Origin of the sequence: Nocardia otitidiscaviarum (genome assembly GCF_007362295.1) — a bacterium.
GTDB lineage: Bacteria > Actinomycetota > Actinomycetes > Mycobacteriales > Mycobacteriaceae > Nocardia > Nocardia otitidiscaviarum.
In genome coordinates this window covers 2,219,110-2,245,652 of sequence record NZ_CP041695.1, presented here as the reverse complement: position 1 = coordinate 2,245,652, position 26,543 = coordinate 2,219,110, and the positions used below count along the sequence as shown (strand labels likewise).

Sequence of the window (26,543 nt, the reverse complement as noted above, 5' to 3'; positions counted from 1 at the left end):
CCTGTGCGAACGCCCAGATCAACCGGCTCCGGGGTACCTCGCGGCCTAGGGTGGGTGCGTGCGGAACACTCCCGTCATCACGCCTTCCCGACCGTTTACGCGCCGGGCCGATCTCGGCTGGGCGGTCGGCGCGGCCCTGTTGGTCGCGGCCGCCGTGGCCTTTCCGCGAATAATGGGCAAACAGTGGCGGGATCGGCTGTACGCCGGAGCCGCACCGCTGTTCGGCGAATGGCTGCCGCATATCGGCTGGGGCACCGGTCCGGCCGTCGCCATCGCGGCGCTGGTGATCGTGTACGGCCCCGGCCTCGCCGCACGCCTGTCCTGGCGGCGGCTACTCGCCGTCACCTGGCTGACCTCGGTCGGGTGGGCCGGTGCGCTCGCCCTGGTGGACGGCTGGCAGCGCGGCTTCGCGGGACGGCTCACCAGCCGCGACGAGTACCTGCACGAGGTCGGCGGGGTCACCGATATCGCGGCCATGCTGCGCGGATTCTCCGCGCGCATCCTGGATTTCCAGCCCGACTCCTGGACCACCCACGTCTCCGGGCATCCGCCGGGGGCACTGCTCGTCTTCGTCCTGCTGGACCGGGTCGGACTGGGTGGCGGCGGTTGGGCCGGACTGCTGTGCGTCCTGGTCGGTTGCGGTGCGGCCGTGGCCGTTCTGGTGACGCTGCGGGCATTGGGCGCGATGGAGCGCGCCCGCGCGGCAGCGCCCTTCCTGGCGCTCGCCCCGGCCGCCATCTGGCTGGCGGTGTCCGCGGACGCGCTGTTCGCCGGGGTCACCGCGTGGGCGGTGGCGCTGCTGGCGGTCGCGACCCGGCACGGCGCGCGGTGGGTGCCGGCCGCGGTGGGCTCGGGGCTGCTGTTCGGCTTCGGGCTCTATCTCAGCTACGGCCTGGTGCTCATGGCGGTGCCCGCACTGGCGGTACTCGCGGCCCGCGGGCTGCGCCCCGTGTTCCCGGTGGTGGTCGGCATGCTGCTCGTGGTGGGCGCGTTCACGGCGGCCGGGTTCTGGTGGTTCGACGGCTATCACCTGGTGGTGGAACGGTACTACCAGGGCATCGCCAGCGAACGGCCCTACTCGTACTGGGTCTGGGGCAATCTCGCGGCCACGGTGTGCGCGGTCGGGCTGGCCTCGGTGGCCGCGCTGCACCGCGTCGCCCGTGCACTGCGGCTGTCCGCGGTCGGGCTGTCGACGGCGGAGCGAGGTGGCCCCGCCACTCGCGAGCGGCAGGCGGCAGGGCGCGAGGCGAACGCGCGCGGAGCGAGCGTGCGCGGGAGTGCGGTACCGGCGCTGCGGCGGTGGCGGGCGGTGGTCGATCCGGCGGCGCTCCTGGTGGCGGCGGGGTTGGCGGCGCTGCTGCTGGCCGATCTCAGCGGGCTGAGCAAGGCCGAGACGGAACGGATCTGGCTGCCGTTCGGGCTGTGGGTGATCGCGGGGACGGCCCTGCTGCCGCGGCGGGATATGCGGGGGTGGCTGGCCGTGCAGGCGGTCGGGGCACTGCTCGTCAACCATCTGGTACTCACGAATTGGTGACTGTCATGCGCATTCTGGTGGCCGATGATGATCCCGTGGTGCGGGAGGTGGTGCGGCGGTATCTGGAACGGGACGGACTGGAGGTGGTGGAGACGGCCGACGGGCCGCAGACCGCGGCGGTATTGGCGCGCAACGACATCGACCTCGCCATCCTCGATGTGATGATGCCGCCGCCGGACGGCATCGACCTGGTGCGCATGGTGCGCGGCGGGCCGCATCCGGATACGCCGATCATCCTGCTCACCGCGCTCGGCGAGGAGGACGACCGGGTGCTCGGATTGCAGTCCGGCGCCGACGATTACGTCACCAAGCCGTTCAGTCCGCGCGAGCTCGCGCTGCGGGTGGCGTCGGTGCTGCGCCGCGCCCGGCCCGCCCCGAGCGCCGAGCAGGTGCTGCGCAGCGGGGATATCGAGGTGCGGCCCGCGGCGCGCGCCGTACAGGTGGCCGGGGTGCCGGTGGAGTTGACCGCACGCGAATTCGATCTGCTCACCTTTCTGCTGACCCATCCGCACCGGGTGTTCAGCCGCGACGAACTGCTCGCGGAGGTGTGGGGGTGGACCTTCGGCGACCTGTCCACGGTGACCGTGCACATCAAGCGACTGCGCGCCAAACTCGGTGCCGCGCATCGCATCGACACCGTGTGGGGGCGCGGATACGCCTGGGGCCGCACCGATTCCGGTGAGGATACGCCGCGTGCCGACTGACACCCCTGGCCTCATCGGCTACGCGCTCGCCGGATCGCTGCCGGTGGTGGTGGTCGGCGCGCTGCTGCTGCGCTACACCCGCAATCGCGCCATGACCACGAGTATGGCCGTGCTGGTGCTGATTCCGACGCTGGCGACGCTCAGCGGCGTGGTCGCGGTGAGCGGGCTCATGTTCGACGACGCGCTGGCCCGTACCGCCACCGTCCTGGGGGTGGTCACGGCGGTGACGGTGCCCGCGGCCATTCTGCTGGGGCGGGCGCAGGCGCGGGCCACGGTGTGGGAGAAGCAGATGCGCGAGCGGGAACGGGCCGCGGAGCAGTCGCGGCGGGAGCTGATCGCGTGGGTGAGCCATGATCTGCGCACCCCGCTGGCGGGGGTCCGGGCCATGGGTGAAGCGCTCGCCGACGGGGTGGTCGACGAGGGTGACGAGGTGCGCAGGTACGCCGAACGCATTGTGCGCGAGACCAATCGGCTCTCCGCCATGGTCGACGACCTGTTCGAGATGTCGAAGATCAATGCCGGGGCGCTGCGGCTGTCCCTGGAGCCGGTGGACCTGCGCGAGCTGATCGACGAGGTACTGGCCGCCAACCAGCCGACCGCCCGGCGCGCCGGAATCACCCTCACCGCACGGCAACCCGAGCACCGCATCGTGGTGGCGGGCAGCGACCGCGCCCTCACCCGGGTGCTCACCAACCTGGTCGCCAATGCCATCGCCCACACGCCACCCGGCGGCCGGATCGAGATCGCCGCGGGCGCCTCCGACGGCCACGCCTGGACCCGCGTGGACGACACCGGGCCCGGCATCTCCCCTGTCGATCTGCCCCGCATCTTCGAGGTCGCCTACCGCGGCACCTCCGCCCGCTCCCCCGGCGCGGCCGAACTCGGCAGCAGCAGCGGCATGGGCCTGGCCATCGCCGCCGGGCTCGTGGCGGCCCACCACGGCGAGATCCACGCCGAGAATCGCGACCGGGGAGCCCGATTCGAGGTCCGGCTGCCCCTGCTCGGCAACGGCGAGGGGTAGGCCGAGGCGTCCTCCGCCACCGCGAGGGCCGCCCGCGGCGACCGAGCTTCCACAACCTGCCGAGGCCGACCCCGATCGAACGGTCGGCCGAGCGCGGCGGACAGCGCGACCACACTGTGCCTGCCCGCCGCCGGTTCGCGACACCGGCGGCGTGGGTCGAGCCCCGATGGCGGAGTTCGGAGCACCGCTCGCGAACCGCGTCCGGTACGGCCCGCGAGGACCCCGGGGAGCGAGACCGGAAGCCGACGACCACGTGCGAGCACTCCGAGCGCACGGCTCCCGACTCCGGCACGCCGCTCACGGCGCCGCAACCGCCCGTGGCTGTCGGCCGCACGAGGGTCCGGCCTCGGGGCTCACGGCTCGGGCTCACGCCTCGAGGCTCGGGATTACCAGGTCGGGATGCCGGAGCCGGATGCGGATCGCAGTGGGGCGGAGGCGAATTCGGTGAGGCCGGCGGTGGGGGTGGTGGCGGCGGTGAAGTCGAGGAGGTGGTGGGCGCGGGCGGGGCTGGCGACGATGTGGCGGACGTCGCCGGGGCGGTAGTCGGCGGTGACCACCGGGGGTTTGCCGCCGTGGGCGGTGGCGAGGACGGCGGCCACCTCGCCGATGGTGATGGGGTGGCCGGAGGCGATGTTCAGGGGGACGAAGGCGTCGAGTGGGCGTTCGAGGGCGGCCAGATTGGCGGCGGCGATATCGCGGACGTGCACGAAATCGCGGGCCTGGCGGCCGTCTTCGAAGACGCGGGGTGCTTCGCCCGCTTCCAGGGCGGAGCGGAAGATGGCCGCCACGCCGGAATACGGGGTATCCCTGGGCATCCCGTCGCCGTAGACATTGTGGTAGCGCAGCGCGGTCACGGTGGCACCGATGGCGGTGGCCCAGGCGGCGGCATAGTGCTCCTGCGCGAGTTTGCTCGCGGCGTACAGGCTGCGCGGGCGCAGCGGGGCGTCCTCGTCGACCGGAGCCCAGTGCAGCGGTGCGCCATCCGCACCGAGGTGGTCGAAGCGGCCCCCGTCCAGGTCCGCGCGGGTGCGCGGTGCGGGCTCGACCCGCTCACCGTTCCGGTCCACATAGCTGCCCTCGCCGTACACCACCATGGACGAGGCCAGCACCAGGTGGCGGCAACGCGCCCGGTCCATGGCGGCCAGCAGCACCGCGGTGCCGAGATCGTTGTGACTGGCGTAGGCGGGCGCGTCCTGGGCGCTCACCCCCGCACCGACCACGGCGGCCTGATGACACACCGCGTCCACCCCGCGCAGGCATGCGTCGAGCGCCTCCGGATCGCGCACATCCGCCCGCTCGACACCGCGCGGCGGCGCCGCCTCGGCCCCGTGGGCGGCGGGCAGCATCACGTCGAGCGCCACGACCTCATGCCCGGCATCGGTGAGGGCGCGGTGGATGTGGGAACCGATGAAACCGGCCGCGCCGGTGAGCAATACACGCACAGGTGTCCTCCGTAGCTGTGGCTCGCTGGACCCGGGTACCGGGTGAGTGTGGTCATGGCCTGTCCGGCGACGGCCGCCGATCCGGGAAACTCCGGCGCACACGACAGACATATCCGCGATTGTGGTGCCCACGGCCGTCGTTCGCGGCCCGACAGGCCGCCGACACGCGGGCCGTCAGCCTTTCGTCACCATCGCATCCGCACACGCGGGGAGCGCCGCAGGATCGGTCCGATTCGTCGGGGCGAATCGGGTGGGCGGCGCGCGGGAAGCGGATTCGAATCGGGTCTTGTGTCGCGGTCGGTTCGGGTGCAGAATTCATCGCATAGTGAATTCAACACTCGATGAATTGCAGGTGGTCCCATGACGACACCGAACTCCACGCCCGCCATCGACGTCGACACCCTGTGCGTCGTGCGGGGCGGGCGGCGGGTACTCCACGACATCACGCTGACCGTGCCGCGCGGTCGCATCACCGGCCTGCTCGGACCCTCGGGCTGCGGGAAGACCACGCTCATGCGCAGCATCGTCGGCACCCAGATCATCGAGTCGGGCACGGTGCGGGTGCTGGGTGAGACGGCCGGGTCGCGTGGGCTGCGCTCGCGGGTCGGCTATGTGACACAGGCTCCGAGCATCTACGACGACCTCACCGTCACCGACAATGTCTCGTATTTCGGTGCGATGTACGGCGCTTCGCGGGATCAGGTGGCCGAGGCCATCGCCGCCGTGGGGCTGAGCGACCACGCCGGGCAGCGCGGCAACCAACTCTCCGGCGGTCAGCGCACCCGCACCTCGCTGGCCTGCGCCCTGGTGGCCGATCCGGAGGTGCTGATTCTCGACGAACCCACCGTCGGCCTGGATCCCGTACTGCGCGTGGAACTCTGGAAGGAATTTCACGCCCTCGCCGAGCAGGGCCGCACGCTGCTGGTCTCCAGTCACGTGATGGACGAGGCCGAGCACTGCGATCAACTGCTGCTCATGCGCGACGGTCACCTGCTCGCCCAACTCAGTCCGGACGAACTACGTTCCGACACCGGCGAATCCAGCCTGGAGAACGCGTTTCTCGCCCTCATCGAGATGGGAGGACGGTCATGACCACCACGACCCGACCCACCGGCCCCCGACCGCTGGCCTGCTACCGCGCCACCACCCTACGCATTTTGAAGCAGCTGCGCGCCGACCATCGCACCGTAGCGATGCTGCTGCTGGTTCCGGCGCTACTGCTGACCCTGCTGTACTTCGTGTACCAGAACTCACCGACGCCGCCGGGCGCGCCGCGGGTGTTCGACCGGGTCGGCATCAGCATGCTCGGCATCCTGCCGTTCATCGTCATGTTCCTGATCACGGCCATCGCGATGCAGCGCGAACGCACCTCGGGCACCCTCGAACGGCTCATGACCACACCGCTGTCCAAACTGGATCTACTGGCCGGATACGGTTCGGCCTTCTCCATCGCGGCGGGCGCGCAGGCGGGCGTCGCCTGTCTGGTGTCGTTCTGGCTGCTGGATCTGCGCGCCGCGGGCAGTGTCTGGCTGGTGCTGCTCATCGCGATCGTCGACGCCGTCCTCGGGGTGGCGCTCGGTCTGCTGGCGAGCGCCTTCGCGCGCACCGAATTCCAGGCCGTACAGTTCATGCCCGTGATCGTCGGACCTCAGTTCTTCCTGTGCGGCCTGCTGGTGCCGCGTGAACAGCTGCCCGACTGGCTGGAGGTGATCAGCGATGTGCTGCCGCTGAGCTATGCGGTGTCGGCCTTGCAGGATGTGTCGAACAATCCCGGGGCCACCGGCGCGATGTGGCGGGATCTGCTCGTCGTGGCGCTGTTCGCCGCCGCCGCACTGGGTCTCGGCGCGGCGACGCTACGCCGGAGAACCGCGTGACGGAGCGCGGAGGACGCGGCGGACGGCGGCCCGGCCGATCCGGCACCCGGGAGGCGATCCTCGACGCCGCCCGGGTGCGTTTCGCGGAGGTGGGATTCGACCGGGCGTCGATACGGTCCATCGCCGGTGTCGCCGGGGTGGATCCGGCGCTCGTGCACCACTATTTCGGCACCAAACAGCAATTGCTCACGGCCGCACTGGATATCCCCGCCGATCCGAGCATCGTCACGGGGGCCGTCGCCGCCGCGCCGCTGGATCGGTTGGGCGACACCATCGTCCGCACGGTCGTCGGAGTCTGGGATTCGCCCCTCGGTGTGCGGGCCGTGGCCGCCTTCCGCAGCGCGCTGGGCGGAGGCGATCCGGCGCTGGTGCGGACCTTCCTGCTCGATGTGGCACTGAAAGACGTTCGCGCCCGGGTGGATTCACCCCCAGGCACGGGGGCGCGGCGGGTGGTGCTGGCCGCCTCGCAGCTCATCGGTGTGCTGATGGCGCGCAAGATCCTCGAGGTCGAACCGCTCGCCTCCATGTCCGTGGACGAGCTGGCCGCCGAGGTGGGTCCGACGCTCCAGCGCTACCTGACCGGCGACCTGCAGACCTGACCAGCGCTGGACGGCCGCGTCCCGCGATCCCGGGGCGCTGGCAGCGGCCGCGGCCATGCTCCGAACTCACGGTGGGGATCCGTGTCCTCGCGGCTCCGTGCCCGCGGCTCAGTCCTGGACGATGAAGGCCGTGTGTTCCTCGTCCGACACCTCGCGCGCCTCGTCGACGAGCAGGACCGGGATGCCGTTGTCGATCGGATAGGCGCGGCGCAGGCGCGGGTTGTAGAGCAGCGCGGCCCCCTGGTCGTCGTGGACCAGCAGCAGCGGGCCCTTGTCCTGCGGGCAGGCCAGCAGGCTGAGCAGGGTCGAGTCCAAGGTGATGTCCTCCGGCATGACCGATAACCTACCGGGCCGCGGCGGCACGCTCACCGCCCGGTGCGGGCGGCGACTCCTCCGCACCGTCGGTGCGCCGGGTGCGCAGATACCACCACTGCGACACCGCCAGGCCGAGCACGCCGGCCGCGCCGGTGGCCAGCCCGATCTTCCAGCCCGGCGGCCGCCAGGTCAGCACCAGCTCGGCGGACTCGGTCCCGGCCGGAATCCGCACGGCCACGAAGGATTTGGCGACGGTCGAGATGGGCACCGGCCGCCCGTCGAGGGTGGCGCGGTAGCCCGGCCAGCCGAGACGGGCGAACACCACCTGTCCGCCCCGCGCCGAGGACACCCGCACCCGGCTGGTGGTGTCGGTCTCCGATACCGAGGTCGCGGTGGCATCGCGGGTGGCCGAGACGCGGCCGTTCTCGGTCGAGACGAGCCCGGCCACGCGTTCCAGCACCCAGATGTAGCGGTCCCCGGGCAGATCCACCCACCGCCACCCCGGCGGCGCGTCCTGGGCGCGCACGTCGGGGAACAGCGCCCGCTGCACGACCACCCGGTCCAGCTTCATCAGATCCACCAGCGGGCGGCCGGTGGTCGGCTCCGGCGCGAAGAGCCGCCGGTAGGCGTCCGGGCACACACTGGAATCCCACCGCATGCACAGCAGTTTGCCGAAGTAGAAATGGCCGGTCGGGGTGTACCCGTTGACATAGTCCAGTTCGAGCGATTTGGCGTAATTGCCGAAGACCAGTGAGCCGTACGCCCCGTCCAGGCTCTTGTCCTCCGGCCGTACGAGTGCGCGATCGGCGAGCTGAATGGTGGTGCCCGGGAAGTCCGGGAAGGCCCGCGCCGCATCGGATCGGTTCGTCGGCATGTGGTACGACATGGGTGTCGGCTGCGCGGCGCGCACCTGCCAGTAGGCGATCGGGAACATGACGGCCAGGACCGCCGCGCAGGCGGCCGCGCTCCCCCGCGTCCGCGCCAGCCACACCACCGCCGTCCCCGCCGCCGCGACGACGATCACCGACACCACGTGCCGGACCATATTGTGCGGATCGGCCGAGAACGAGCGCACCCACAGCGCCAGGATCAGCACCCCCGCCGCCACGCCGCGCTCCCGCCAGCGCGTGACCGTCCCGAACCGCCCGAGCAGCACGCACACCAGCACCAGCAGCGCGATGGCGATCATGGGCAGCACCCGCGCGGGCCAGCGCAGCGGGCCGATGGTGCCCGGCCCGGCCGCCCACAGCAGCATGACGATCGCGAACAGGCCGACGGAGACGAACTCCCGCCAGTGTTCGCGCGCCGCCCGCCAGTCCACGAACGCCAGCGCCGGAATCAGGAACCAGGCGATATAGGTGACCGGCATGGGTTGCACATATCCCCACCAGGAGGGAAAGGCCGGCAGGGTGGACGGCAGGCTGGCATTCAGCGATTCCGACCAGGGCACCGTGAGGAACTGGTCGTTCATGATCTGCGCGGATCCCCGCCAGGTCACCTGGGCCGACAGCATGGACGGCAGAAAGACCAGCAGCCCGGCCAGTCCGGCGCACGCGCTCACCGCGGTCAGCCGCACCACCGCCCACCGGTCCCGCCGCGACACCAGCTCGCCCACCGCCACCGCGCCCAGCATGAGCGCGGCCTCGATGGCCGGGAAGATGTACTGCGTGGAAATGGTCAGATAGAGAAAGACGAAGACCGGTATCGGCCCGCCCTCGCCGCGCGTGTACCGCACCGCCGACGCCCACGCGTGCACCAGCCAGGCGGTGCCGGTGAGCGCCGTCATCCAGCTGGCCTCGTCGAAGAACAGGAAGAATCCGGACAGCGGGAAGGCCACGCCCGCCACCGCCGCCCACGCGGGCCGGGCGCCGTAGACCAGGCAGATGCGGTACACACCCAGCGCCGCGATGATCGAGAAGACCAGTTTGACCAGCGTGGCGTACAGCGCCATATTGTCGAAGGACGGTGCGAGCAGGTCGATGAGCAGCTGCGGCGGATTGAACAGTCCCGCATCGTCCATGGTGTTGTTGCCCGACATCCACTGCTCGGGCCACAGCACCGGGAACTCTCCCGCCCGCAGCGCCCGCCCGAGCCCCACCCACAGGCCGGTGTACTGGGATTCGGTGTCGTCGGTGTAGAAGTGCCTGGCATTGGCCAGCAGTACCGCCGCGTAGCCCAGCAGCACGCCCAGCACGGTGACCGCGCCCCAGCGCAATACCGCTCGGCGGGAATCGGATTCACCCGCGCCGCGGTCCGGGTCGGGGGCGACCCCGTCCGAGGTCCCCGTCGAGACTGCACTGCCCGTCACGAGTTCCCCACCCTACCGGCAGTCACGGTTCGCGGCAGGGCGCGACGACGCGGCCGCTGCCCTGGAAGGCCGTGCGCACCGTGTTAGAGTGCTCGACGGCTCGGGCTCCAGCCAGTCCTCGAGGAGCACCGGCACGCGTACCGTCATCGAAAGTCGATTCAGCTGATGCCGATTCCCTCCCGACGCACGTACCACTCCGACGTCGACACCGCGGAGCATCCGATCCGGCCCGGTATCGACCGGCCGCACGCGGTCTCGGTGGTGGTTCCGGTGTACCGCGGCGAGGACACCATCGCCGCCCTGGTCGCCGAACTGCACGCGTTGACCGAGGCCACCACGACGCCGGGCGGCGTCCCCTTCGCGGTCTCGGAGATCGTGCTGGTGCACGATCACGGTCCGGACCGCTCCGATGTGGTCATGCAGGAGCTGCGCGCCGCCTACCCGGAGGTGCGCGCGGTCTGGCTGAGCCGCAATTTCGGACAGGACGCGGCGACCATCGCCGGAATGTCGGCGGCGCGCGGGGACTGGATCGTCACCATGGACGAGGACGGGCAGCACGATCCGGCGTTCATCGGCGCGTTCCTGGACGCCGCGCTGGAGCGGCGCGCCGACCTGATCTACTCCAAGCCGACCAATACCCGCCCGCACGGCTTCCTGCGCAATCTCACCTCGCGCGGCGCGAAACTGGTGCTGGCCACCGTCTTCGCCTTCCCGGATTCCACCCGCTTCGAGAGCTACCGGCTCATCCGCGGCGATATCGGCCGCCAGCTCGCCGATGTCGCCTCCAATGGCGTGTATCTGGACGTGGCGCTGACCTGGGTGGTGGGCACGGTCGCCCAGGTGCCGGTGGCGCTGCGCGCGGAGGGCCGGGAGGAATCCGGCTACAACTACCGCCGCCTGTTCTCGCTGTTCTGGAAGATGGTGCTGTGCAGCGGGACCCGTGGCCTGCGGCTGGTGAGCATGTTGGGCGTGACGCTGGCGCTGGCGGGGGTGGCGCTGGCCGCCTTCGTGGTGTTCCAGGTGCTCACCCGGGAGAACTGGGCTCCCGAGGGCTGGGCGTCCACCATCGTGGTGCTGCTGCTGTGTTCGGGCGCGATCCTGTTCTCCCTCGGCCTGATCGCCGAGTACCTGGGTGTGGCACTGCACGTCCTGGTGGGCAAACCGCTGTATCTGACCGTGGATTCGCCGACGCCGCGCCCGGATGCCGACCGGGCCGCGGCCGCCGACCGCGAGATCGAGCACGTCGGCGGCTGACCGCTCGGCTCAGGGCTTCAGCAGGTAGAGCTTCTCCCGTCCGCCCGCGATGAGGCGGCGCTCCTCGACGTGTTCGGGGAAGCCGCGGAACAGTTCGTCGAGGGTCTCCTCGTCGAAGCGCAGCGGCCGCGCGCCGTCCCCGGCGTCGGTGAGACGTCCGCCGAGCCCGGCCATGGCGCGATGGCGGGTGGCGGTCAGATTCCGGACCGGTTCGGCGACGATCACCCGTTCCCGCGCGGCGTCGAGCATGCGGTCCAGCACCGGTTCCGGATCGGGCAGGAAGTGGTAGAGGCTGCCCTGCATGATGACGTAGTCGGCGGCGGGCAGCGGGGTGTCGGCGCGCAGATTCCAGACCTGCCCGCTGCCGCCCGCGCGGATCAGCCGGGCGATGAAGCGCTCGTTGAGGTCGAGTCCGGTGTAGCGCACCGCCTTCTGCCGCAGGTACCGGGTGTAGAGGGTGGCCGGGCCGCAGCAGAGATCGAGCACCGCGGCGTTCTCGGGAACCAGGGCGGCGATGGCGCGATACCGCGCGCCGTAGTGTCGGCCGTACAGCCCCCGCATGAGTAGTTCGTAGACGGTTCCGTACCGGTAGATGAAGCTGGTGCTCACGTCGATCCTGAACAGTTGGCGGACAACGTCATCCGTTGCACGAACTATGCCATCTGTCCGGTTCCAGCGCCCACCGTGTGGCGGGCGTCTCACGCGCACTGCCTGTTTGTGAACTGGTCGTTTCGTGTCGTCCGGTGCTGGTCGGACCGACCCCGGGTTTGTTGTCAGTGGCGTGTGCCACACTCGCCGGTGATGAGCAGGCACACCACCTTCCGCTACCGCCTCGAGCCCACCGCCGAGCAGCACGCCACGCTGGCCCGGCACGCGGGCGCGGCGCGGTTCGCGTTCAACCAATGCCTGCACCTGGTGAAAACCGCCCTGACACAACGCACAACCGATCCCGAGCATCCGGTGCCGTGGACGGGGTTCGGTCTGATCAACGCGTTCAACGCCTGGAAGAAGACCGAGGCCGCCGGGCGGGTGTTCACCGTCGACACCGCCGGGGTCGCGCGGGTGCGGGTGACCGGTTTGGTGTGGCGGGATCAGGTGTGCCAGCAGGTGTTCGAGGAAGCCGCCGTCGACTGCGGCCGCGCCCTGACCAACTGGTCAGACTCGCGTACCGGTCGCCGCAAGGGCAGACGAGTCGGGTTTCCCCGCTTCAAGTCCAAACGGCGTGCGCCCCGGGCGTTCCGGCTGCGGAACAAGCCTGCCAAGAACGGCCGTCCGTCGATCCGGGTCGGTGACGGCGATACCCCCCGCTCGGTCACCCTGCCCGGCCTCGGAGTAATCCGCGTACGGGACGACACCCGCCGGTTGCGGCGGATGCTAGCCAAACACCGCGCGAGAATCCTGTACGCCACCGTCACCGAGCGGGGTGGCCGGTGGTGGGTCAGCGTCGCCACCGAAGCCGCCGACCTGCACCCCGCCCACCAGCACCGGCCCCGCGACCCCGGCGACGAACACGGCTGGGTCGGGGTGGATCGGGGGTTGTCGGCGTTTCTGGTCGCCGCCACCGCCGAAGGTAGTGAGGTCGCTCGTATCACCGCGCCCAAGCCCCTCGCGGCCGGGCTGGCCCGGCAACGTCGGTTGTCGAAAGCACTGTCCCGCAAAAAGAAAGGATCCCGCAACCGAGACGAGGCCGCCGCGCGGCTGGCCCGGCACCATCGCAAGACCGCCGCGATCCGTCGTCACTTTCTGCATGAGGTCACCGGCATGCTGGTCAAGACCCACGACCGGCTCGTCGTCGAGGACCTGTACGTGGCCGGCATGCTCCGCAACCACACTCTAGCCCGTGCTATCGGTGATGCGGGGTGGGCCGAGTTCGCCCGCATCCTGCGCTACAAACAGGATTGGCGGCACGGCAGCGTTGTCACCGCTGGTCGGTGGTTCCCGTCGAGTAAACGCTGCTCTACCTGCGGCACCGTCAACCCGGAGCTGGTGTTGGCCGACCGGGTGTTCGCGTGCGGGTGTGGGCTGCGGCTGGATCGGGATGTGAACGCGGCGGTCAACCTCGCACACTGGCCGGCCACGGTGAAAGACGTATCTGGATCCCCGGACCTCCCAGCAGGGGGCCGGGTCACCAAAGCCCGCCGACGGGAAGGCGCTGACCGACACCGTTCGGGTGTCGGTGTAACCGGCCCGGTGGACGCGGGAACCGGCACTCACCCGCTCGCGGTGTGAGTGCCCGGACGCCCGAGAAGGGCGCTGTCGAAACAGCCCGTCAACCCGGGTGAATCAACAGGCTGTCAGTGTGAGCGGCGGAACGAGATGTGCCGGTGTCCGAAGAAGCTGGCGACGGCGACCAGGCCCATCACCACCACGGCGGCGGGCTTCTCCGGACAGTGCAGCACCGACACCGCCACCTGGAGCAGCAGGAGGTTCAGCGCCAGCCCACCGGAATTGACGCCGACGAAGGCCACGAAATCGCGCAGGGCGTGCCCGCGCACCCGGAACACCAGGGTGCGGTGCAGCACGAAGGCCACCACGATGCTGACGGCATAGGCCAGCGCGGGGGCCAGCGCCACCGCGGCCGCCTTGGCGACATGGCCTTCCAGCACGGTCAGCCAGAGCACGGTGAGCACCATGCCGAGCGCGGTGTTGAAGCCGCCCACCAGGGCGAAGGCGACCTCCTGCCGCCGCACCAGACGCAGGAGCAGGCCGGGCGGGGCGTCGGCGGCGGGCTCGGCGATGACACCGGAGTCCACCGTCAACTCGGGTGAGTAGTCGGCGGTGCTCACGAAACCGAGCCTGCCAGTTCACGTTCCGGTTCGCCGGAGGACTCGCCGGGGGATTCCGGCGCGTCCTCACGCCGCGACCGCAGGTAGAGCCATTGCAGCACCGCGATTCCGGCCACGCCGAGGGCACCGGTGGCGATACCGATCTTCCAGCCGGGCGGACGCCAGGTGAGCACCAGTTCCGCGTCCCGGGTGCCCGCGGGGACATCCACGGCCACGAAGGAATTCGCGACCGTGGCGAAGGGGATGTCCTGTCCGTTCAGGGTGACGCGGTAGCCGGGCCAGCCCAGCCGGGCGAACACCACGCGGCCGCCGTCGTCGGAGCTCACCCGCACGCGGCTGGTGGTATCGGTTTCCGCGATCGACGTCGCGGTGACATCGCGGGCGTCGGCGACGCGGCCGTTCAGACCCGACACGGGACCGCCGTCGCGCTCCAGCACCGAGATCCACTGGTCGTGACCCGGGTAGTCCACCCAGTGCCAGTCCGGCGGGGCGGGTTGGGTGCGGGCGTCGGGGAACATGGCCCGCTGCAGGACCACCCGGTCCAGCAGCATGAGGTCCACGATGGTGCGCCCGGTGGTCGGTTCGGGGGCGAACAGGCGGCGGTAGGCGTCCGGGCAGGTGCTGCCGTCCCAGCGCATGCACAGCAGTTCACCGAAGTAGAAGTGCCCGTTGGGGGTGTAGCCCTGGACGTAGTTCAGTTCCAGATCCTTGGCGTAGTTGCCGAAGACCAGGGAGCCGTAGGCGCGGTCGAGCGATTTATCCGCCGGGCCGATCAGACCGCGATCACCGAGCTGGATGTTGCGGCCCGCGAAATCCGGGAACGCCGCCATGGCCTGCTGCCGGTCGGCGGGCAGATTCCACGACATGAGATTCGGCTGCACCGCGCGCACCTGGACGAACGCGATGGGGAACATGGCGGCGATGGTCAGCAGGCAGGCCGCCGCGATACCGCGGGTGCGGCCCAGCGCGACCACGGCCGCGGTCAGCGCCGCGACCACCACCGCCGCGAGCACATGCCAGCCGATACGATGCGGGTCGGCGGAGAAGGTGCGCACCCACAGCAGCAGGATCAGCACCCCGGCCGCGATACCGCGCCCGCGCCAGTCGCGCACCGTGCCGAACCGGCCCAGCAGCACGCACACCAGCACCAGCAGTCCGATGGCCAGCATGGGCAGTACGCGGGCGGGCCAGCGCAGCGGTCCGATGGTGCCCGGTCCGGCCGTCCACATGAGCGCCATGACGGCGAACAGCGCGATGGAGATGAACTCCCGCCAGTGCTCGCGCGCCCGCCGCCAGTCCACGAAGGCCAGCGCCGGAATCAGGAACCAGGCGATATAGGTCATGGGCAGCGGCTGCACATAGCCCCACCACGAGCTGAACGCCGGATAGGCGCTGGGCAGACTGGCATTCAGCGATTCCGACCAGGGCACCGTGAGGAACTGGTCGTTATTGATCTGCGCCGTACCGCGCCAGCTCACCTTGGCCGAGAGCATGGACGGCAGGAAGGTGAGCAGTCCGGCCAGGCCCGCGCAGCCCGCCGCCACCGCCAGCCGCAGCACCGGCTTCCAGGCGCGCCGCGTGACGAACTCGCCCACCGCCACCGCGGCCAGCATGAGCACCGCCTCCACGGCCGGGAAGATGTACTGCACCGAGATCGCCAGGTACAGGAAGACGAATACCGGAATCGGACCGCCGTATCCACTGCGGCGTGGGCGGGCCCCTCCGTGGTGACGCGAGCTGCCGCCTCCGGGTCCATCGCCCCCGCCGGGCCCGCGCACGTACCGCACCGACGACGCCCACGCGTGCAGCATGTACGCGGTGCCGGTGAGCGAGGTCATCCAGCTGGCGGTGTCGAAGAAGAGGAAGAAGCCGGAGAACGGGAAGGCCACGCCCGCGACCGCCGCCCACTGCGGGCGCGCGCCGTAGACCAGGCAGACGCGGTAGACGCCCAGTGCCGCGAGGATGGAGAAGAGCAGTTTCACGATGGTGGCGTACACGGCCAGATTCGGCACCGAGGGCGCGATCAGGTCGATCAGCAACTGCGGCGGGTTGAACAGACCCGCCTCCTCCATGGTGTAGTTGCCCGACATCCACTGGTCGGGAACCATGACCGGGAAGGTGCCCTCGCGCAGGGCGCGGCCGAGCATCACCCACAGTGGGGCGTACTGGGATTCGGTGTCATCGGTGTAGAAGTGGCGCACGTCGGCCGACAGCACCGCCGCATAGCCGAGCACCACGCCGATCGAGGTGACGAACCCCCACCGGAACACCGCACGCCGCGTACCGAGAATTCCACTGTCCACCACGAGTTCCAGACCCTACAGGCAGGCCCTCGGGAAGCGCACCGCACCCGGGCGCGCGCGGCGGCCCGGGCACCGGCGGCGATGCCGATTCCCGGCCGCCCCACCGTGTTAGAGTTCGACGCTCGGGCTCTGCCGTTCGGCATGTGGTCGGACGATCCGGGGCCGTCGCCGACCGCCATGAGGGGACCGAACTCCGGTGAGCACCGAACGCATTATCTTCAGCCGCCCGTTCCGGGCGAGCCGGGAGCTGGCGAATCTGGAGGCCGTGCTCGCCTCGGACCACAGCCACGGCGACGGCCGGTTCACCGCCGCGGCCACCGCCAAGCTGAAGGCCATCACCGCGGCCCCGCACGCCCTGCTCACCACCTCGTGCACGCACGCCCTGGAAATGGCCGGGCTGCTGCTGGAACTCGGGCCCGACGACGAGGTGATCGTCCCCAGTTTCGCCTTCACCTCCACCGCCACCGCCATGGCGCTGCGCGGGGCGACGGTGGTGTTCGCCGATATCGACTCCGCGACCGGCAATCTGGATCCGGACGCGGTGGCGGCCGTGGTCACCGAGCGCACCAAAGCCATCGTGGTCATCCACTACGGCGGGGTGGGCGCGGAGATGGACCGGCTGCTGGATCTGGCCGCCACCCACGGCTTCGCCATCATCGAGGACAATGCGCACGGTCTCGGCGGCACCTGGCGGGGGCGACCGCTGGGCACCATCGGCACGGTCGGCGCGCTGAGTTTCCACGACACCAAGAACGTACACTGCGGTGAGGGCGGCGCGGTGCTGCTCACCGATGACATCCTGATGGCGCGGGCGGAGATCATCCGGGAGAAGGGCACCGACCGGGCGCGGTTCCTGCGCGGTGCGGTGGACAAGTACTCCTGGCAGGACATCGGCTCCAGCTACCTGCCCAGCGAACTCAATGCCGCGGTGCTGGACGCGCAGCTGAGCGAGTTCGACACCATCCAGGCCAACCGGCACCGGGTGTGGGACGCCTACGCCGCCGGACTGCCGGATTGGGCGCGCCGCAACGATATTCGCCTGATGACCGTGCCCGCCGACCGCGAGCACACCGCACACCTGTACTACCTGCGGGTCCCCACCGAGGACCGCCGCGACGACCTCATCCGCCACCTCGCCGACCGCGGCATAGTGGCCCCGTTCCACTACGTACCGCTGGACTCCAGCCCGGCCGGACTGAAGCTGGGCCGCACCCCGGTGCCCTGTGTGCGCAGCGCCGAATTCTCCGGCACCGTGGTGCGGCTGCCGCTCTGGCCGGGCCTGTCCGACGTCCAGGTGCGGCGCGTGATCGAGGAGGTCACCGCCTTCACGGTGTAGCCGCGCGGCTACCGGTGCGGACGGGCTCAGTCGTACAGGCGCTGCGCCAATTCCTCCGTCAGCACCTCGTACCGGTCGGATTCCCGGTTGTACCACCAGGTCCGGTCCCCGGGGCGCGGACGGCCCTGGGCCTGGACCGCGCGCGTGGAGGGGCGGAAGGTGGAGCTGCGCGGGATCTCGTCGACCACGTAGACCAGATCGGGGCGCTGGTCCGGGGGCAGGGCGCGCAGGGCCTCGCCGACATCCTCGGCTTCGAGGCGGTAGCCCGCGCGGACGCTGAGGGCGGCCACGGCGAGGGTGCGGTCGCCGACCGGAAGTCCGTACGCCACTTCCATATCCACGGCCGTGATGTCGTTGAGCACATCGACGATCGGGTGGGTGTAGACCGGCCCGCGCGGGGTGTGGATGACGGTGTCGCGCCGGTCCATCAGCCAGTAGTCGCCGTCGCTGTCGCGGCGGAAGAGGTTCTCCGTCGGCATCCAGGCGTCGCCGGGCGCGAACACCCCGCGGAGGCCGCCGCGGGAGAGGTCCACCGAATCGGAGGCGGTGCCGATGAGCAGACCCACCTCGTTGTCGGCGCAGCGCCGCGCGAAACCCGAGTCCTCGACCAGGATCTCGTCGGTCCTGGAGTCGTAGGCGATGAGTTCGACCTTGGCGGTGCCGGGCACCGGCCGGCCCTTGGAGCCGATCTTCTGTCCGGACACGTTCGCCAGCACCACATCGCCTTCGATGGAGGCGTAGAACTCCAGCACCCGCGCGGGGGCGAAGCGCTCCTGGGTGCGCCGCCACAGCCCGGCGGGCATCCCCGAGCCGATGAACAGGCGGATGGGATGTGAATGACCGTTCGGGAAGGTGTCGGCGTCGAGGATGTCGCGCAGCATGGTCCAGGTGTAGGTGACCACGGTGACGCCGTAGCGGTGCACCTCCTCGGCGAACCGGGCCGGATCCAGCGACCGCGCCAACGCGATCCGGCTGCCGCCCGCGATGGCCCCGCCCAGACTCACCAGCAATCCAGACGAATGGTGCAGCGGCGCGAGGCAGTACACGGTGTCGCGGCGATCCAGATCGGCCGCGGTGGCGGTGCCGAAGGCCGACAGCGCCCAGCGGTGGTTGGTGATGTACTTGACGTCGAAGCGGTCACCGGTCCCCGTCACCAGGACGAAGGCCAGCTCGCGCGCCAGCCCCGGATTCGGCCGATACCAGCCGGGCAGGGCGACCGCGGCCGGGTCGATCTGCTCCATGTCCACCACATCGCCGCCGAGCGGGATGTCCAGGCCGCGACTCTCGCCGCCGCCCAGCACCAGGGTGCGCAGCCCGGTCGCGGCGGCGTCACGCAGATTCTCCGGATCGGCGATGAGCAGTCTGGTATCGGTGAGCGCCACCGCCTGCGCGAGTTCGCTGCCGGGCGCGAGCAGTACCGCCACCGCACCCAGTCGCGACAGCGCGGCGATGGTCACCAGGGCGCTGGGCCGGGTCTCCATGACCACGCCGACCCGGGTGGCCGGGCGCACGCCCACCGACACGAGTCCGCGCACCACATTGTCGATGCGGGTGTTGACCGCGGTATTGGTGTGCACCCGGTCGTCGAAGAGGAAGCATTCACGCTGCGGTGCGCGCCGCGTCTGCTCGTCCATCAGGCGACCCAGCGAGATCCGGGTGTGCGACTGGATCATGCCGAGGCGGGTCAGGCGCGGCAGGGCGCGCGCCGCCTCCCCGGTGAGCTCCACCGATCCGCGCAGCGAATTGCTCGCCACGGTCTCGAGCGTCTTGCCGATGCTGGTTCCGGCCTCGGCCAGGGTGGCGGCGGCGTGCACCACCCGGGTCAGGGTCGACCGCTGTCCGTTGCGCGCCACATGCTCGGCCATGGGCGCGATGTCGGCGGGGAGTTCGCCGTGGCCGTCCGCCCAGCGCACCCAGTCGCGCACCAGCGGCCAGGTGCGGGCGGTGGCGGTGCTGCCGGCGACCAGGCCGAAGTGTCCGGCGACCAGGGAGGCCTCGTAGACCTCGGCATTGGGCGCGGCGCGCTTGATGCCGCGCACCGCGGCGGGCTGGCCGATGTCGTCGACCTCGCCGACGAAGGCCAGGATCGGGCATTCGATATCCGCCAGGGAAATGGGCTGGTCGCGAATGACGAAACCGCCCAGCATCATTCGATTGTGCTGGACGAACTGCTCGAGCAGGTCGGTGAGCGCCGGACCGGGGTAGCCGAGCCACCCCTCGGCCTCCAGGAAGCGACGCTGCCGCTCCTTGGGCAGCAGCGCCTCGCGGTTGTGCAGCTGACGCAGGAAGTCCAGCCGCGCCCGCGCCGTCTTCACCGGGTCGAGGGCCTGGAAACCCAACCGCACCATGGAGTCGGTGATGGGCAGCCGGGTGAGCACATGGTCGGCGAGGAATTGCGCGACATCGGCGGCCAGCCCGTGCGGCAGCCCCAGCGGCATCCCGGCCACGATGTCGACCGGGCTGCCGAAGGTGACGATGCTGTCGACGTCCTTCCCGCCGCGATAGGCGGTGGCCTGGTAGGCGAACATGCCGCCCTGGGAGTAGCCCATGAGATGCACCGCGCGCCCGGTGATCTCGGCGACGGTGTCGATGGCGGCGCTCACGGCCAGCACGTGGTCGGCCAGATCCCGCTGCCAGCCACCCTCTTCCACCGCCGGGGATCCGAAATCCACCACCCAGCAGTCGATTCCGGCGGCGTCGAGAATTCCCACCGCGCCGTCGGCGGCATTCACGTCCCACAGTTCGGCGCTCACCATGAGCGGCGGCACCAGCACCGCGACCGGGCGGCCCGGCGCGCTGCTGTCGGGGAAGTAATGGCGCAGGCGATACATGCGCTTCCGCTCGACGACCTCGTACGGCGACGATTCGATGTCGTGAGCCAGCCCCCCGAACCGGATCACCTCGAGCCCGTTCTGCGCGGTGGCGACCAGCCGCTGCACGGGCCCCACGACGGACTTGGAATTGAATTTCACGACTTCTCCCAGACATACCTCGACGTGACCTGCGTCACCCGCCCCAACGCGTTCAGACGAGCTTGTCACATGGTCAGCCTACTTCGTGGGCGCTGTGAGCAGCGCCATGCGGCCACCGGCGCGTCCTACACGAGTGAAGGAATTTGCCGCCCTGGAACTATCCCGGACGGTATTCATGCGGCCGCGTCGAAATTGCGGCACACGTCATGAAACTGCGGGCACAGGATTATTCCCGCATTCCGCTGCGGCTCGCCGAGTCGGCGATCTACCATCGAATCGCTGGAACGCACTGTCGCGCATGTCATTTCACTCAAACCGACTAATTCGCGGGCAGCTACCGCCTGCTATATCGCCGTGACCATCACCGGCCGTCGCGCCCAGGCGGCAATTCGAGGGTGAGGACTTCAGCATGACCATAGAAATGCCCGTCCAGGCCGAGACCAACGGCCGGAAGAGCCTCAGCACCGGCGCCGCCCACCAGTTGGCGCACACCACCAAATCCGAACCCCAGATGCAGGGCATCAGCTCGCGCTGGCTCACCCGATCACTGCCGTGGGTGCAGGTGAAAGGCGGTATCTACCGGGTCAACCGGCGGCTGACCTACACCGTCGGCAATGGTGAGGTGGAATTCCTCATCGACGGCGGCAAGGCCCGCGTCATTCCGGAGGAACTGACCGAAATGCCGCAATTGCATGATTTCGACGATGAGGAGATCCTCGGTGCCATGGCGCGCCGCTTCGAGCAGCGCGATCTCGAACCCGATACGGTCATCGCCGAATTCGGCAACCCCATGGACCAATTGCTGCTGATCGTGCACGGCAAGGTCGCCAAACACGGCACCGGCGAGTTCGGCGAACACACCAAGGTCGGAATGCTGTCGGGCGGAGACTATTTCGGCGATCGGATGTTGATCGACCCGAATGCCATCTGGCCGGTCACCCTGAAGACCGTCACCCCCGTCACGCTGTTGGCGCTGCCCCGCACCGCCTTCCAGGAACTGCTCGACAACGCACCTCCGCTGCGCGATCGACTCGCGGCCGTGGCCGCCTCCGCACAACGCCCGCAGAACAAATACGGCGAGGCCGAGATCAATGTCTCCTCCGGCCATTCCGGTGAACCACTGCTCGACGGCACCTTCGTCGACTACGACGCCGCACCGCGCGAATACGAACTCAGCCTGGCGCAGACGGTGCTGCGGGTGCACACCCGGGTCGCGGATCTGTTCAACGACCCGATGGATCAGGTCGAACAGCAGCTGCGACTGACCATCCAGGCCCTCTACGAGCGTCGCGAATACGACCTGGTCAACAATCCGGATTTCGGGCTGCTGCACAACTGCGATCTCAAGCAGCGCATCTACACCGAATCCGGTCCGCCGACGCCCGACGATATGGACGAACTGCTGTCCATGCGGCGCAGCACCAGGCTGTTCCTGGCACATCCCAAGGCCATCGCGGCCTTCGGTCGGGAGTGCAGCAAGCGCGGTATCTATCCGGATCCGGTGGAGGTCGACGGGCACCGAGTGCCCGCATGGCGAGGGGTGCCGATCTTCCCGTGCGGAAAGCTGCCGGTCAGCGACACTCAGACCACCTCGATTCTCGCCATGCGCACCGGTGAGAAGGACCAGGGCGTGATCGGCCTGCATCAGACCGGAATCCCGGACGAGTACGAGCCGAGTCTGAACGTGCGTTTCAAGGGCATCGACGACCAGTCGCTCATCTCCTACCTGGTGAGCTGCTACTACTCGGCGGCGGTCCTGGTACCCGATGCCCTCGGCATTCTCGACAACGTGCTGGTCGCCCGGCAGACCGACTGATCGACAGCCGCGCGCATCGGCTCCAAGTCGAAGCGCTCCAGCCGTTTTCGCAGCCAGCGCCACCAGCCCGACAGCGCGTTCGCCCGTGCGGCGCACGCGTTCCCCCCGTGCGCCCATCGCACGTAGTCTCCACCGAGAGGATGATCTGCCATGACCATGCTCCATCACGACGCCGAGAACAGCCCGGTCCTGCGCACCGACTTCCAGCGATCGGTCGCCGCGTACTGGAACGACAACCCCAACGACGATCGGGTGAACACCAAACTCGGCGAGGTCGACGGGCTGTACCACCACCATTACGGGGTCGGCGAGCCGGACTGGTCGGTCATCGAGGGTCCGGAGGAGACCCGGCAGGAACGCCTCGTCCGGGAACTGCACCGGCTGGAGACGGCACAGGCCGATCTGCTGCTCGACCACCTCGGCGACGTGCGGCCCGGCGACCGGCTGATGGACGGGGGATCCGGGCGGGGCGGCACCAGCTTCATGGCCAATCAGCGGTTCGGCTGCGCCGTGGACGGGGTGACCATCTCCGAGTACCAGGCCGGATTCGCCAACGACCAGGCGCGCGAGCGCGGCGTCACCGACAAGGTGCGATTCCACTTCGCCAATATGCTGCACACCGGTTTCGAGGCCGGGTCCATGCGCGGCATCTGGACCAATGAGACCACCATGTACGTGGACCTGTTCGAGTTGTTCGCGGAGTTCACCCGGCTGCTCGAACCGGGCGGGCGCTATGTGGTGATCACCGGCTGCTCCAATGACGTGACCGGCGGGCGCTCGGCCTCGGTGAGTTGGATCGACGCCCACTACGGGTGCAATATCCATCCGCGCAGCGAGTACTTCAAGGCGCTCGCCGCCAACAATCTGGTGCCCATCGCGGTCACCGACCTCACCCCCGCCACCATTCCGTACTGGGACCTGCGCACCCATTCGGAGCTGGCCACCGGGGTGGAGAAGCCGTTCCTCACCGCCTACCGGGAGGGCAGCTTCCAATACCTGCTGATCGCCGCCGATAAGGTGGGTAGGTGACCCTCGAATCCCCCGGCCTCGGCGCGGCCACCGATCGCGAAGCCCTGCCCGTCGAACTCGTCGACGAGCGCGGCCGTGCGATCGGGGCCTGCCCGGTGGCGGAGGCGCACACCGCACCGGGGCGGCTGCACCGCGCGTTCTCGGTCATGCTCTTCGACGCCGCCGGGCGGATGCTCCTCCAGCAGCGGGCCGCGGTGAAGACGCGCTTCCCGCTGCTGTGGACCAATACCTGCTGCGGCCATCCCGCCCCCGGACAGCCGGTGGCCGAGGCCGCGGCGGTGCGGTTGCACGAGGAGTTGGGTGTGGCGGCCGATCTCGCCGAGGTGGGCACCTTCACCTATCAGGCGACCGACCCCGGAACCGGGCGCGTCGAATACGAGTTCGACCACGTGCTCATCGGTCGGCTCGACGGCTTTGCGCCGCAACCGAATCCGGACGAGGTGGAGAACCTCACCTGGCTGCGCCCGGACCAGCTCCGGGCCGCGCTCACCCACTCCCCCGAGGCCCACACCCCGTGGCTGGCACGGGTGCTGGAGATCGCGGACCACGCGGTCCGATCGCGGGGCTAGAGACCCTCACGCCGAGCGCTCATCCGGTGCCAGCAGGCCCGTATCGGTCGGCAGGGTCGCGATGACCTGTTCGAGACGCTTGTGGTGCTGTTCGGCGGCGAGCAGCAGCCGATCGACGTCGCGGGACAGGAAGGCGTCGAGCATGACGGTGTGGTCGCTGTGCAGGCGCAGGCGGTCGGCCGCGCTCACGTGCACCATAGGCTGCACGGGTTCGGTGACATTCCACGCGGATTCGAGCATGTGCAGCAGCCGGAACATGCGCGAGGGGCGGGTGAGCGCGGTGTGGAAGGTGCGGGAATGGCGATGGTAGGCGACCGCGTCGCCGTCTCGAAGCGACTGTTCCAGTAGCGCATTCGCGTCGATGAGGGCGGTGCGCTCGGCGGTGCCGGCATTGGTGGCCGCGGCGACGAGGGACGCGGTCTCCAATGTCTGTCGCACCACATAGATTTCGCGCAGCTCCGCGGACGTCAGCCGGGCCACGGAGTACCCCAGGCCGGGTTCGTGTACGACCAGCCCCTCCCCGATGAGGGTCGCGAGCGCCTCCCGCACCGGAATGTGGCTGACGCCGAAGAGTTCCGCCACCTCACGGAGCGGGATGAGAGTGCCCGGCGGCGCCGCCCCGTCCAGAATGAGCCGCCGCAGATCACTCAGGATGATGCGGGGGCGGCCCGGTGCACCGGCCACCAGCGTGGCCAGCAGGGCGGTGTGTCGTCGTGCGGGCATGGCGCCACGCTAGGCGGCGCATGTTGGTTTTCTCGGTCGTCCATGTCACGAACAGGAAAAGCGTCAACCGAGCATGGCGGCCCGCACCCAGCCGACACCGGTCCGCACGCCGGGGCCCAGGCAGCCCATGACCATCTCCGGTGTCATCATCTCGTAGCCCGCCGTGATCCGGACCCGCCCGCCCGCACCCGGACCGGCGACGATCTCCAGCTCACCCACGCTGGGCTGGGCCATGGTCACCGGCCACCATCCCCACACGGTGCTCACCGCACCGTTGGACCAGGTGATGTGCACGGTGATCGGACCGTCCGCGGGATGCATGCAGTCCGACCACGCCTCGTGCACGCCGGTGAAGGTGCCGCCGGTGATACCGGGCCACCCGACGCAGTCCCGCAGCGATCCGACCGAGGTGAAGGTCATCGGCTTGGGTGTCATGTCGATGCCGCCGTGTACGGCGGTCCAGCGGAAGTCGCCTTCGGCGCAGCCACCCACCACCGGCGGCGCGGCCGGAGGCGGCACCACAGCCGCAGCCGCAGGCGGCACCGCCACACCAGTCAGGGGCGGCACCGCCGCCGCGGGGGCCGCGATGGCGAACGCGCACGGCAGCATCGCGAGAATCATCCAGGATTTCCACACGGTTGCGGACATTAACGCAGGTCAGCAACCATGCGTTGGATGCACCGTCGGATCGTCGTTTCCGAGCTCGCGATGATCGCCCGACTATGCGTCCAGCAGCCAGTCATTGGGGGCGAACAGTTCGAAATGCACGCGCCCGGCCGGGATTCCGGCCGCCAGCAGCTGTGCGCGCACCGCTTGCAGGAATCCGGTGCCGCCGCAGAGGTAGTAGTCGGCGTCGGCGGGCAGTGCCACCTCGGCGAGGTCGAAGGTCTGCCCCTCGGCCTGATACCAGGTGCGGTAGTCGACGTCGCGCAGATCGGCGGTGAGCGCCCGGACGCGGTCGCGCAGCGGATGCGTGGCGGCCGAGCGATCGCAGTGCAGCACCACGGTGCGCCGGGTGGACCTCGCGGCGGCCAGATACTCCAGCATGCCGACCATCGGTGTCACGCCGACCCCGGCGGAGATGAGCACCACCGGCGTGCTGGCCGCGGTGTCGAGGGTGAGGTCACCGAACGGCAGCGTGACCTCCAGGCGGGTGCCCGCCGCGGCATGGCGGTGCAGCCACGACGACACCTCCCCCTCCGGTGTGCCCCGCTCGGCCGCCACCCGGCGCACGGTGAACGCCAGCCTGCCCGTGCCGGGCGCGTTGACCAGGCTGTACTGACGCAACTGCCGGGCGCCATCAGGAAGCAGCGCACCGACCGAAATATATTGCCCGGGACGGAAATCGGGCAGCGGCCGGGTCGGATCCTCGGCTTCGACGACGAAGGTGACCACGCCCGAGGCATCCTCGACGCGGTCGACCACGCGGGTCCAGCGGAAGACATCGCCCGCCGCCACCCCGGCGGCCCGGTAGAGCCCCTGTTCGAAGTCGATGAGGGTGGTGGCCATGAGCCAGTACACGCGATCCCAGGCGGCGGCCACCTCGGCGGTCACCACCTCCGCGCCCAGCACCTCGACGATGGCGGCGAACAGATGCTCGTGCACGATCGCGTACTCGTCGGCGGTGACCCCGAGCGAGGCGTGCTTGTGCCCGATGCGGGAGAGCAGTTCGCGCGGATGCGGCAGGTCCGGATTCACCAGATGGGTGGCATAGGTGGCGATGGAGGCGGCGAGTGCGCGCTGCTGCGCGCCCTGCGCCTGATTGCCCCGGTTGAAGCGGTCGCGAATGAGCTCCGGGTGGGCGGTGAACATCTTGCGGTAGAAGAGTGGGGTGATCTCGTCGATCCGGGCGCCCACCAGCGGCAGGGTCGCCCGGATCATCGCCGCGTGTTCGGGTTCCAGTTCCGGAACGACGTCCAGGGCCGGATCCATTGCGGTCGTCATGCTGTCTCCTCGTG

22 protein-coding genes are annotated in these 26,543 nt (G+C 69.8%); 12 read left to right on the top strand and 10 right to left on the bottom strand.

The features are described 5' to 3' along the window. The first annotated feature begins 58 nt into the window (after positions 1 to 58). The 3 genes from FOH10_RS09710 to FOH10_RS09700 are packed head-to-tail and all read left to right on the top strand — an operon-like array spanning position 59 to position 3,259. Entirely contained in the window at positions 59 to 1,534 is a 1,476-nt protein-coding gene (locus FOH10_RS09710; protein ID WP_186000774.1) for a hypothetical protein, read from the top strand. Between the two features lie 5 nt (positions 1,535 to 1,539). Then, positions 1,540 to 2,238, top strand: coding sequence for a response regulator transcription factor (locus FOH10_RS09705; protein WP_039812861.1), 699 nt, complete (start codon positions 1,540 to 1,542; stop codon positions 2,236 to 2,238). Then, complete coding sequence (locus FOH10_RS09700) at positions 2,228 to 3,259, top strand: sensor histidine kinase (protein ID WP_186000773.1); 1,032 nt, start codon at positions 2,228 to 2,230, stop codon at positions 3,257 to 3,259. The genes FOH10_RS09705 and FOH10_RS09700 overlap by 11 nt, the downstream gene beginning before the upstream one ends. 386 nt (positions 3,260 to 3,645) lie before the next feature. Here the strand turns inward: FOH10_RS09700 and FOH10_RS09695 are convergent, their stop codons facing one another. Continuing rightward, on the bottom strand, positions 3,646 to 4,701 hold the full coding sequence (locus FOH10_RS09695; protein WP_244961840.1) for an NAD-dependent epimerase/dehydratase family protein: 1,056 nt from the start codon (positions 4,699 to 4,701) through the stop codon (positions 3,646 to 3,648). A gap of 360 nt (positions 4,702 to 5,061) precedes the next feature. On the opposite strand from FOH10_RS09695, the gene FOH10_RS09690 reads away from it, so the two are divergent. From FOH10_RS09690 to FOH10_RS09680, 3 genes are read left to right on the top strand one after another with little or no spacing between them, the layout of a single operon-like run. After that, the gene (locus FOH10_RS09690; RefSeq protein ID WP_143980454.1) at positions 5,062 to 5,793 is read left to right on the top strand and encodes an ABC transporter ATP-binding protein; all 732 of its coding nucleotides are present in this window, start codon (positions 5,062 to 5,064) and stop codon (positions 5,791 to 5,793) included. Then, complete coding sequence (locus FOH10_RS09685; RefSeq protein WP_143980453.1) at positions 5,790 to 6,575, top strand: ABC transporter permease; 786 nt, start codon at positions 5,790 to 5,792, stop codon at positions 6,573 to 6,575. The genes FOH10_RS09690 and FOH10_RS09685 overlap by 4 nt, the downstream gene beginning before the upstream one ends. Then, positions 6,572 to 7,174 carry a TetR/AcrR family transcriptional regulator gene (locus tag FOH10_RS09680; protein ID WP_143980452.1) on the top strand — a complete coding sequence of 201 codons (603 nt, stop codon included), beginning with the start codon at positions 6,572 to 6,574 and terminating at the stop codon, positions 7,172 to 7,174. The genes FOH10_RS09685 and FOH10_RS09680 overlap by 4 nt, the downstream gene beginning before the upstream one ends. Positions 7,175 to 7,282: 108 nt before the next feature. Here FOH10_RS09680 and FOH10_RS09675 read toward each other — a convergent pair whose 3' ends face one another. Together FOH10_RS09675 and FOH10_RS09670 are read right to left on the bottom strand one after the other, a co-directional pair. Beyond that, the gene (locus FOH10_RS09675) at positions 7,283 to 7,507 is read right to left on the bottom strand and encodes a Trm112 family protein (protein WP_228812302.1); all 225 of its coding nucleotides are present in this window, start codon (positions 7,505 to 7,507) and stop codon (positions 7,283 to 7,285) included. 10 nt (positions 7,508 to 7,517) lie between these two features. Further along, the gene (locus FOH10_RS09670; RefSeq protein ID WP_186000893.1) at positions 7,518 to 9,674 is read right to left on the bottom strand and encodes a hypothetical protein; all 2,157 of its coding nucleotides are present in this window, start codon (positions 9,672 to 9,674) and stop codon (positions 7,518 to 7,520) included. A 288-nt stretch (positions 9,675 to 9,962) separates the two neighbouring features. On the opposite strand from FOH10_RS09670, the gene FOH10_RS09665 reads away from it, so the two are divergent. Next, the gene (locus tag FOH10_RS09665; RefSeq protein ID WP_143980451.1) at positions 9,963 to 11,051 is read left to right on the top strand and encodes a glycosyltransferase family 2 protein; all 1,089 of its coding nucleotides are present in this window, start codon (positions 9,963 to 9,965) and stop codon (positions 11,049 to 11,051) included. Positions 11,052 to 11,060: 9 nt separating this feature from the next. Here FOH10_RS09665 and FOH10_RS09660 read toward each other — a convergent pair whose 3' ends face one another. After that, a complete protein-coding gene (locus FOH10_RS09660; protein ID WP_143980450.1) occupies positions 11,061 to 11,660 on the bottom strand; it encodes a class I SAM-dependent methyltransferase in 600 nt (199 codons plus the stop codon). Positions 11,661 to 11,852: 192 nt separating this feature from the next. Between FOH10_RS09660 and FOH10_RS09655 the strand changes: the two genes are divergently transcribed. Continuing rightward, positions 11,853 to 13,280 (top strand): RNA-guided endonuclease TnpB family protein, encoded by a 1,428-nt coding sequence (locus tag FOH10_RS09655; protein WP_143980449.1) that lies wholly within the window; start codon positions 11,853 to 11,855, stop codon positions 13,278 to 13,280. 65 nt (positions 13,281 to 13,345) lie between these two features. On the opposite strand, the gene FOH10_RS09650 is transcribed toward FOH10_RS09655, so the two are convergent. Beyond that, positions 13,346 to 13,837 (bottom strand): GtrA family protein, encoded by a 492-nt coding sequence (locus FOH10_RS09650; protein ID WP_372341645.1) that lies wholly within the window; start codon positions 13,835 to 13,837, stop codon positions 13,346 to 13,348. Beyond that, positions 13,834 to 16,143 (bottom strand): hypothetical protein, encoded by a 2,310-nt coding sequence (locus FOH10_RS09645; RefSeq protein ID WP_425326135.1) that lies wholly within the window; start codon positions 16,141 to 16,143, stop codon positions 13,834 to 13,836. Before FOH10_RS09645 ends, FOH10_RS09650 begins: the two co-directional genes overlap by 4 nt. Positions 16,144 to 16,336: 193 nt before the next feature. On the opposite strand from FOH10_RS09645, the gene rffA reads away from it, so the two are divergent. Continuing rightward, a complete protein-coding gene (rffA, locus tag FOH10_RS09640; RefSeq protein WP_143980448.1) occupies positions 16,337 to 17,476 on the top strand; it encodes a dTDP-4-amino-4,6-dideoxygalactose transaminase in 1,140 nt (379 codons plus the stop codon). Between the two features lie 26 nt (positions 17,477 to 17,502). Here rffA and FOH10_RS09635 read toward each other — a convergent pair whose 3' ends face one another. Further along, entirely contained in the window at positions 17,503 to 20,448 is a 2,946-nt protein-coding gene (locus tag FOH10_RS09635) for an AMP-binding protein (RefSeq protein WP_143980447.1), read from the bottom strand. 409 nt (positions 20,449 to 20,857) lie between these two features. Between FOH10_RS09635 and FOH10_RS09630 the strand changes: the two genes are divergently transcribed. The 3 genes from FOH10_RS09630 to idi all read left to right on the top strand — a co-directional run bounded on the left by FOH10_RS09630 (position 20,858) and on the right by idi (position 23,862). Next, positions 20,858 to 22,264: a family 2B encapsulin nanocompartment shell protein gene (locus tag FOH10_RS09630; protein ID WP_143980446.1), complete on the top strand. Its 1,407-nt coding sequence runs from the start codon at positions 20,858 to 20,860 to the stop codon at positions 22,262 to 22,264. Positions 22,265 to 22,414: 150 nt separating this feature from the next. Next, positions 22,415 to 23,293, top strand: coding sequence for a geranyl diphosphate 2-C-methyltransferase (locus tag FOH10_RS09625; RefSeq protein ID WP_143980445.1), 879 nt, complete (start codon positions 22,415 to 22,417; stop codon positions 23,291 to 23,293). Continuing rightward, entirely contained in the window at positions 23,290 to 23,862 is a 573-nt protein-coding gene (gene idi / locus FOH10_RS09620) for an isopentenyl-diphosphate Delta-isomerase (protein ID WP_244961837.1), read from the top strand. Before FOH10_RS09625 ends, idi begins: the two co-directional genes overlap by 4 nt. A 6-nt stretch (positions 23,863 to 23,868) precedes the next feature. Here idi and FOH10_RS09615 read toward each other — a convergent pair whose 3' ends face one another. The 3 genes from FOH10_RS09615 to FOH10_RS09600 form a co-directional block, all read right to left on the bottom strand. Then, on the bottom strand, positions 23,869 to 24,585 hold the full coding sequence (locus tag FOH10_RS09615; RefSeq protein WP_143980444.1) for a GntR family transcriptional regulator: 717 nt from the start codon (positions 24,583 to 24,585) through the stop codon (positions 23,869 to 23,871). A gap of 63 nt (positions 24,586 to 24,648) precedes the next feature. Then, the gene (locus FOH10_RS09610; protein WP_186000772.1) at positions 24,649 to 25,206 is read right to left on the bottom strand and encodes a hypothetical protein; all 558 of its coding nucleotides are present in this window, start codon (positions 25,204 to 25,206) and stop codon (positions 24,649 to 24,651) included. Positions 25,207 to 25,305: 99 nt separating this feature from the next. Next, entirely contained in the window at positions 25,306 to 26,529 is a 1,224-nt protein-coding gene (locus tag FOH10_RS09600; RefSeq protein ID WP_143980441.1) for a globin domain-containing protein, read from the bottom strand. Positions 26,530 to 26,543 lie beyond the last annotated feature (14 nt).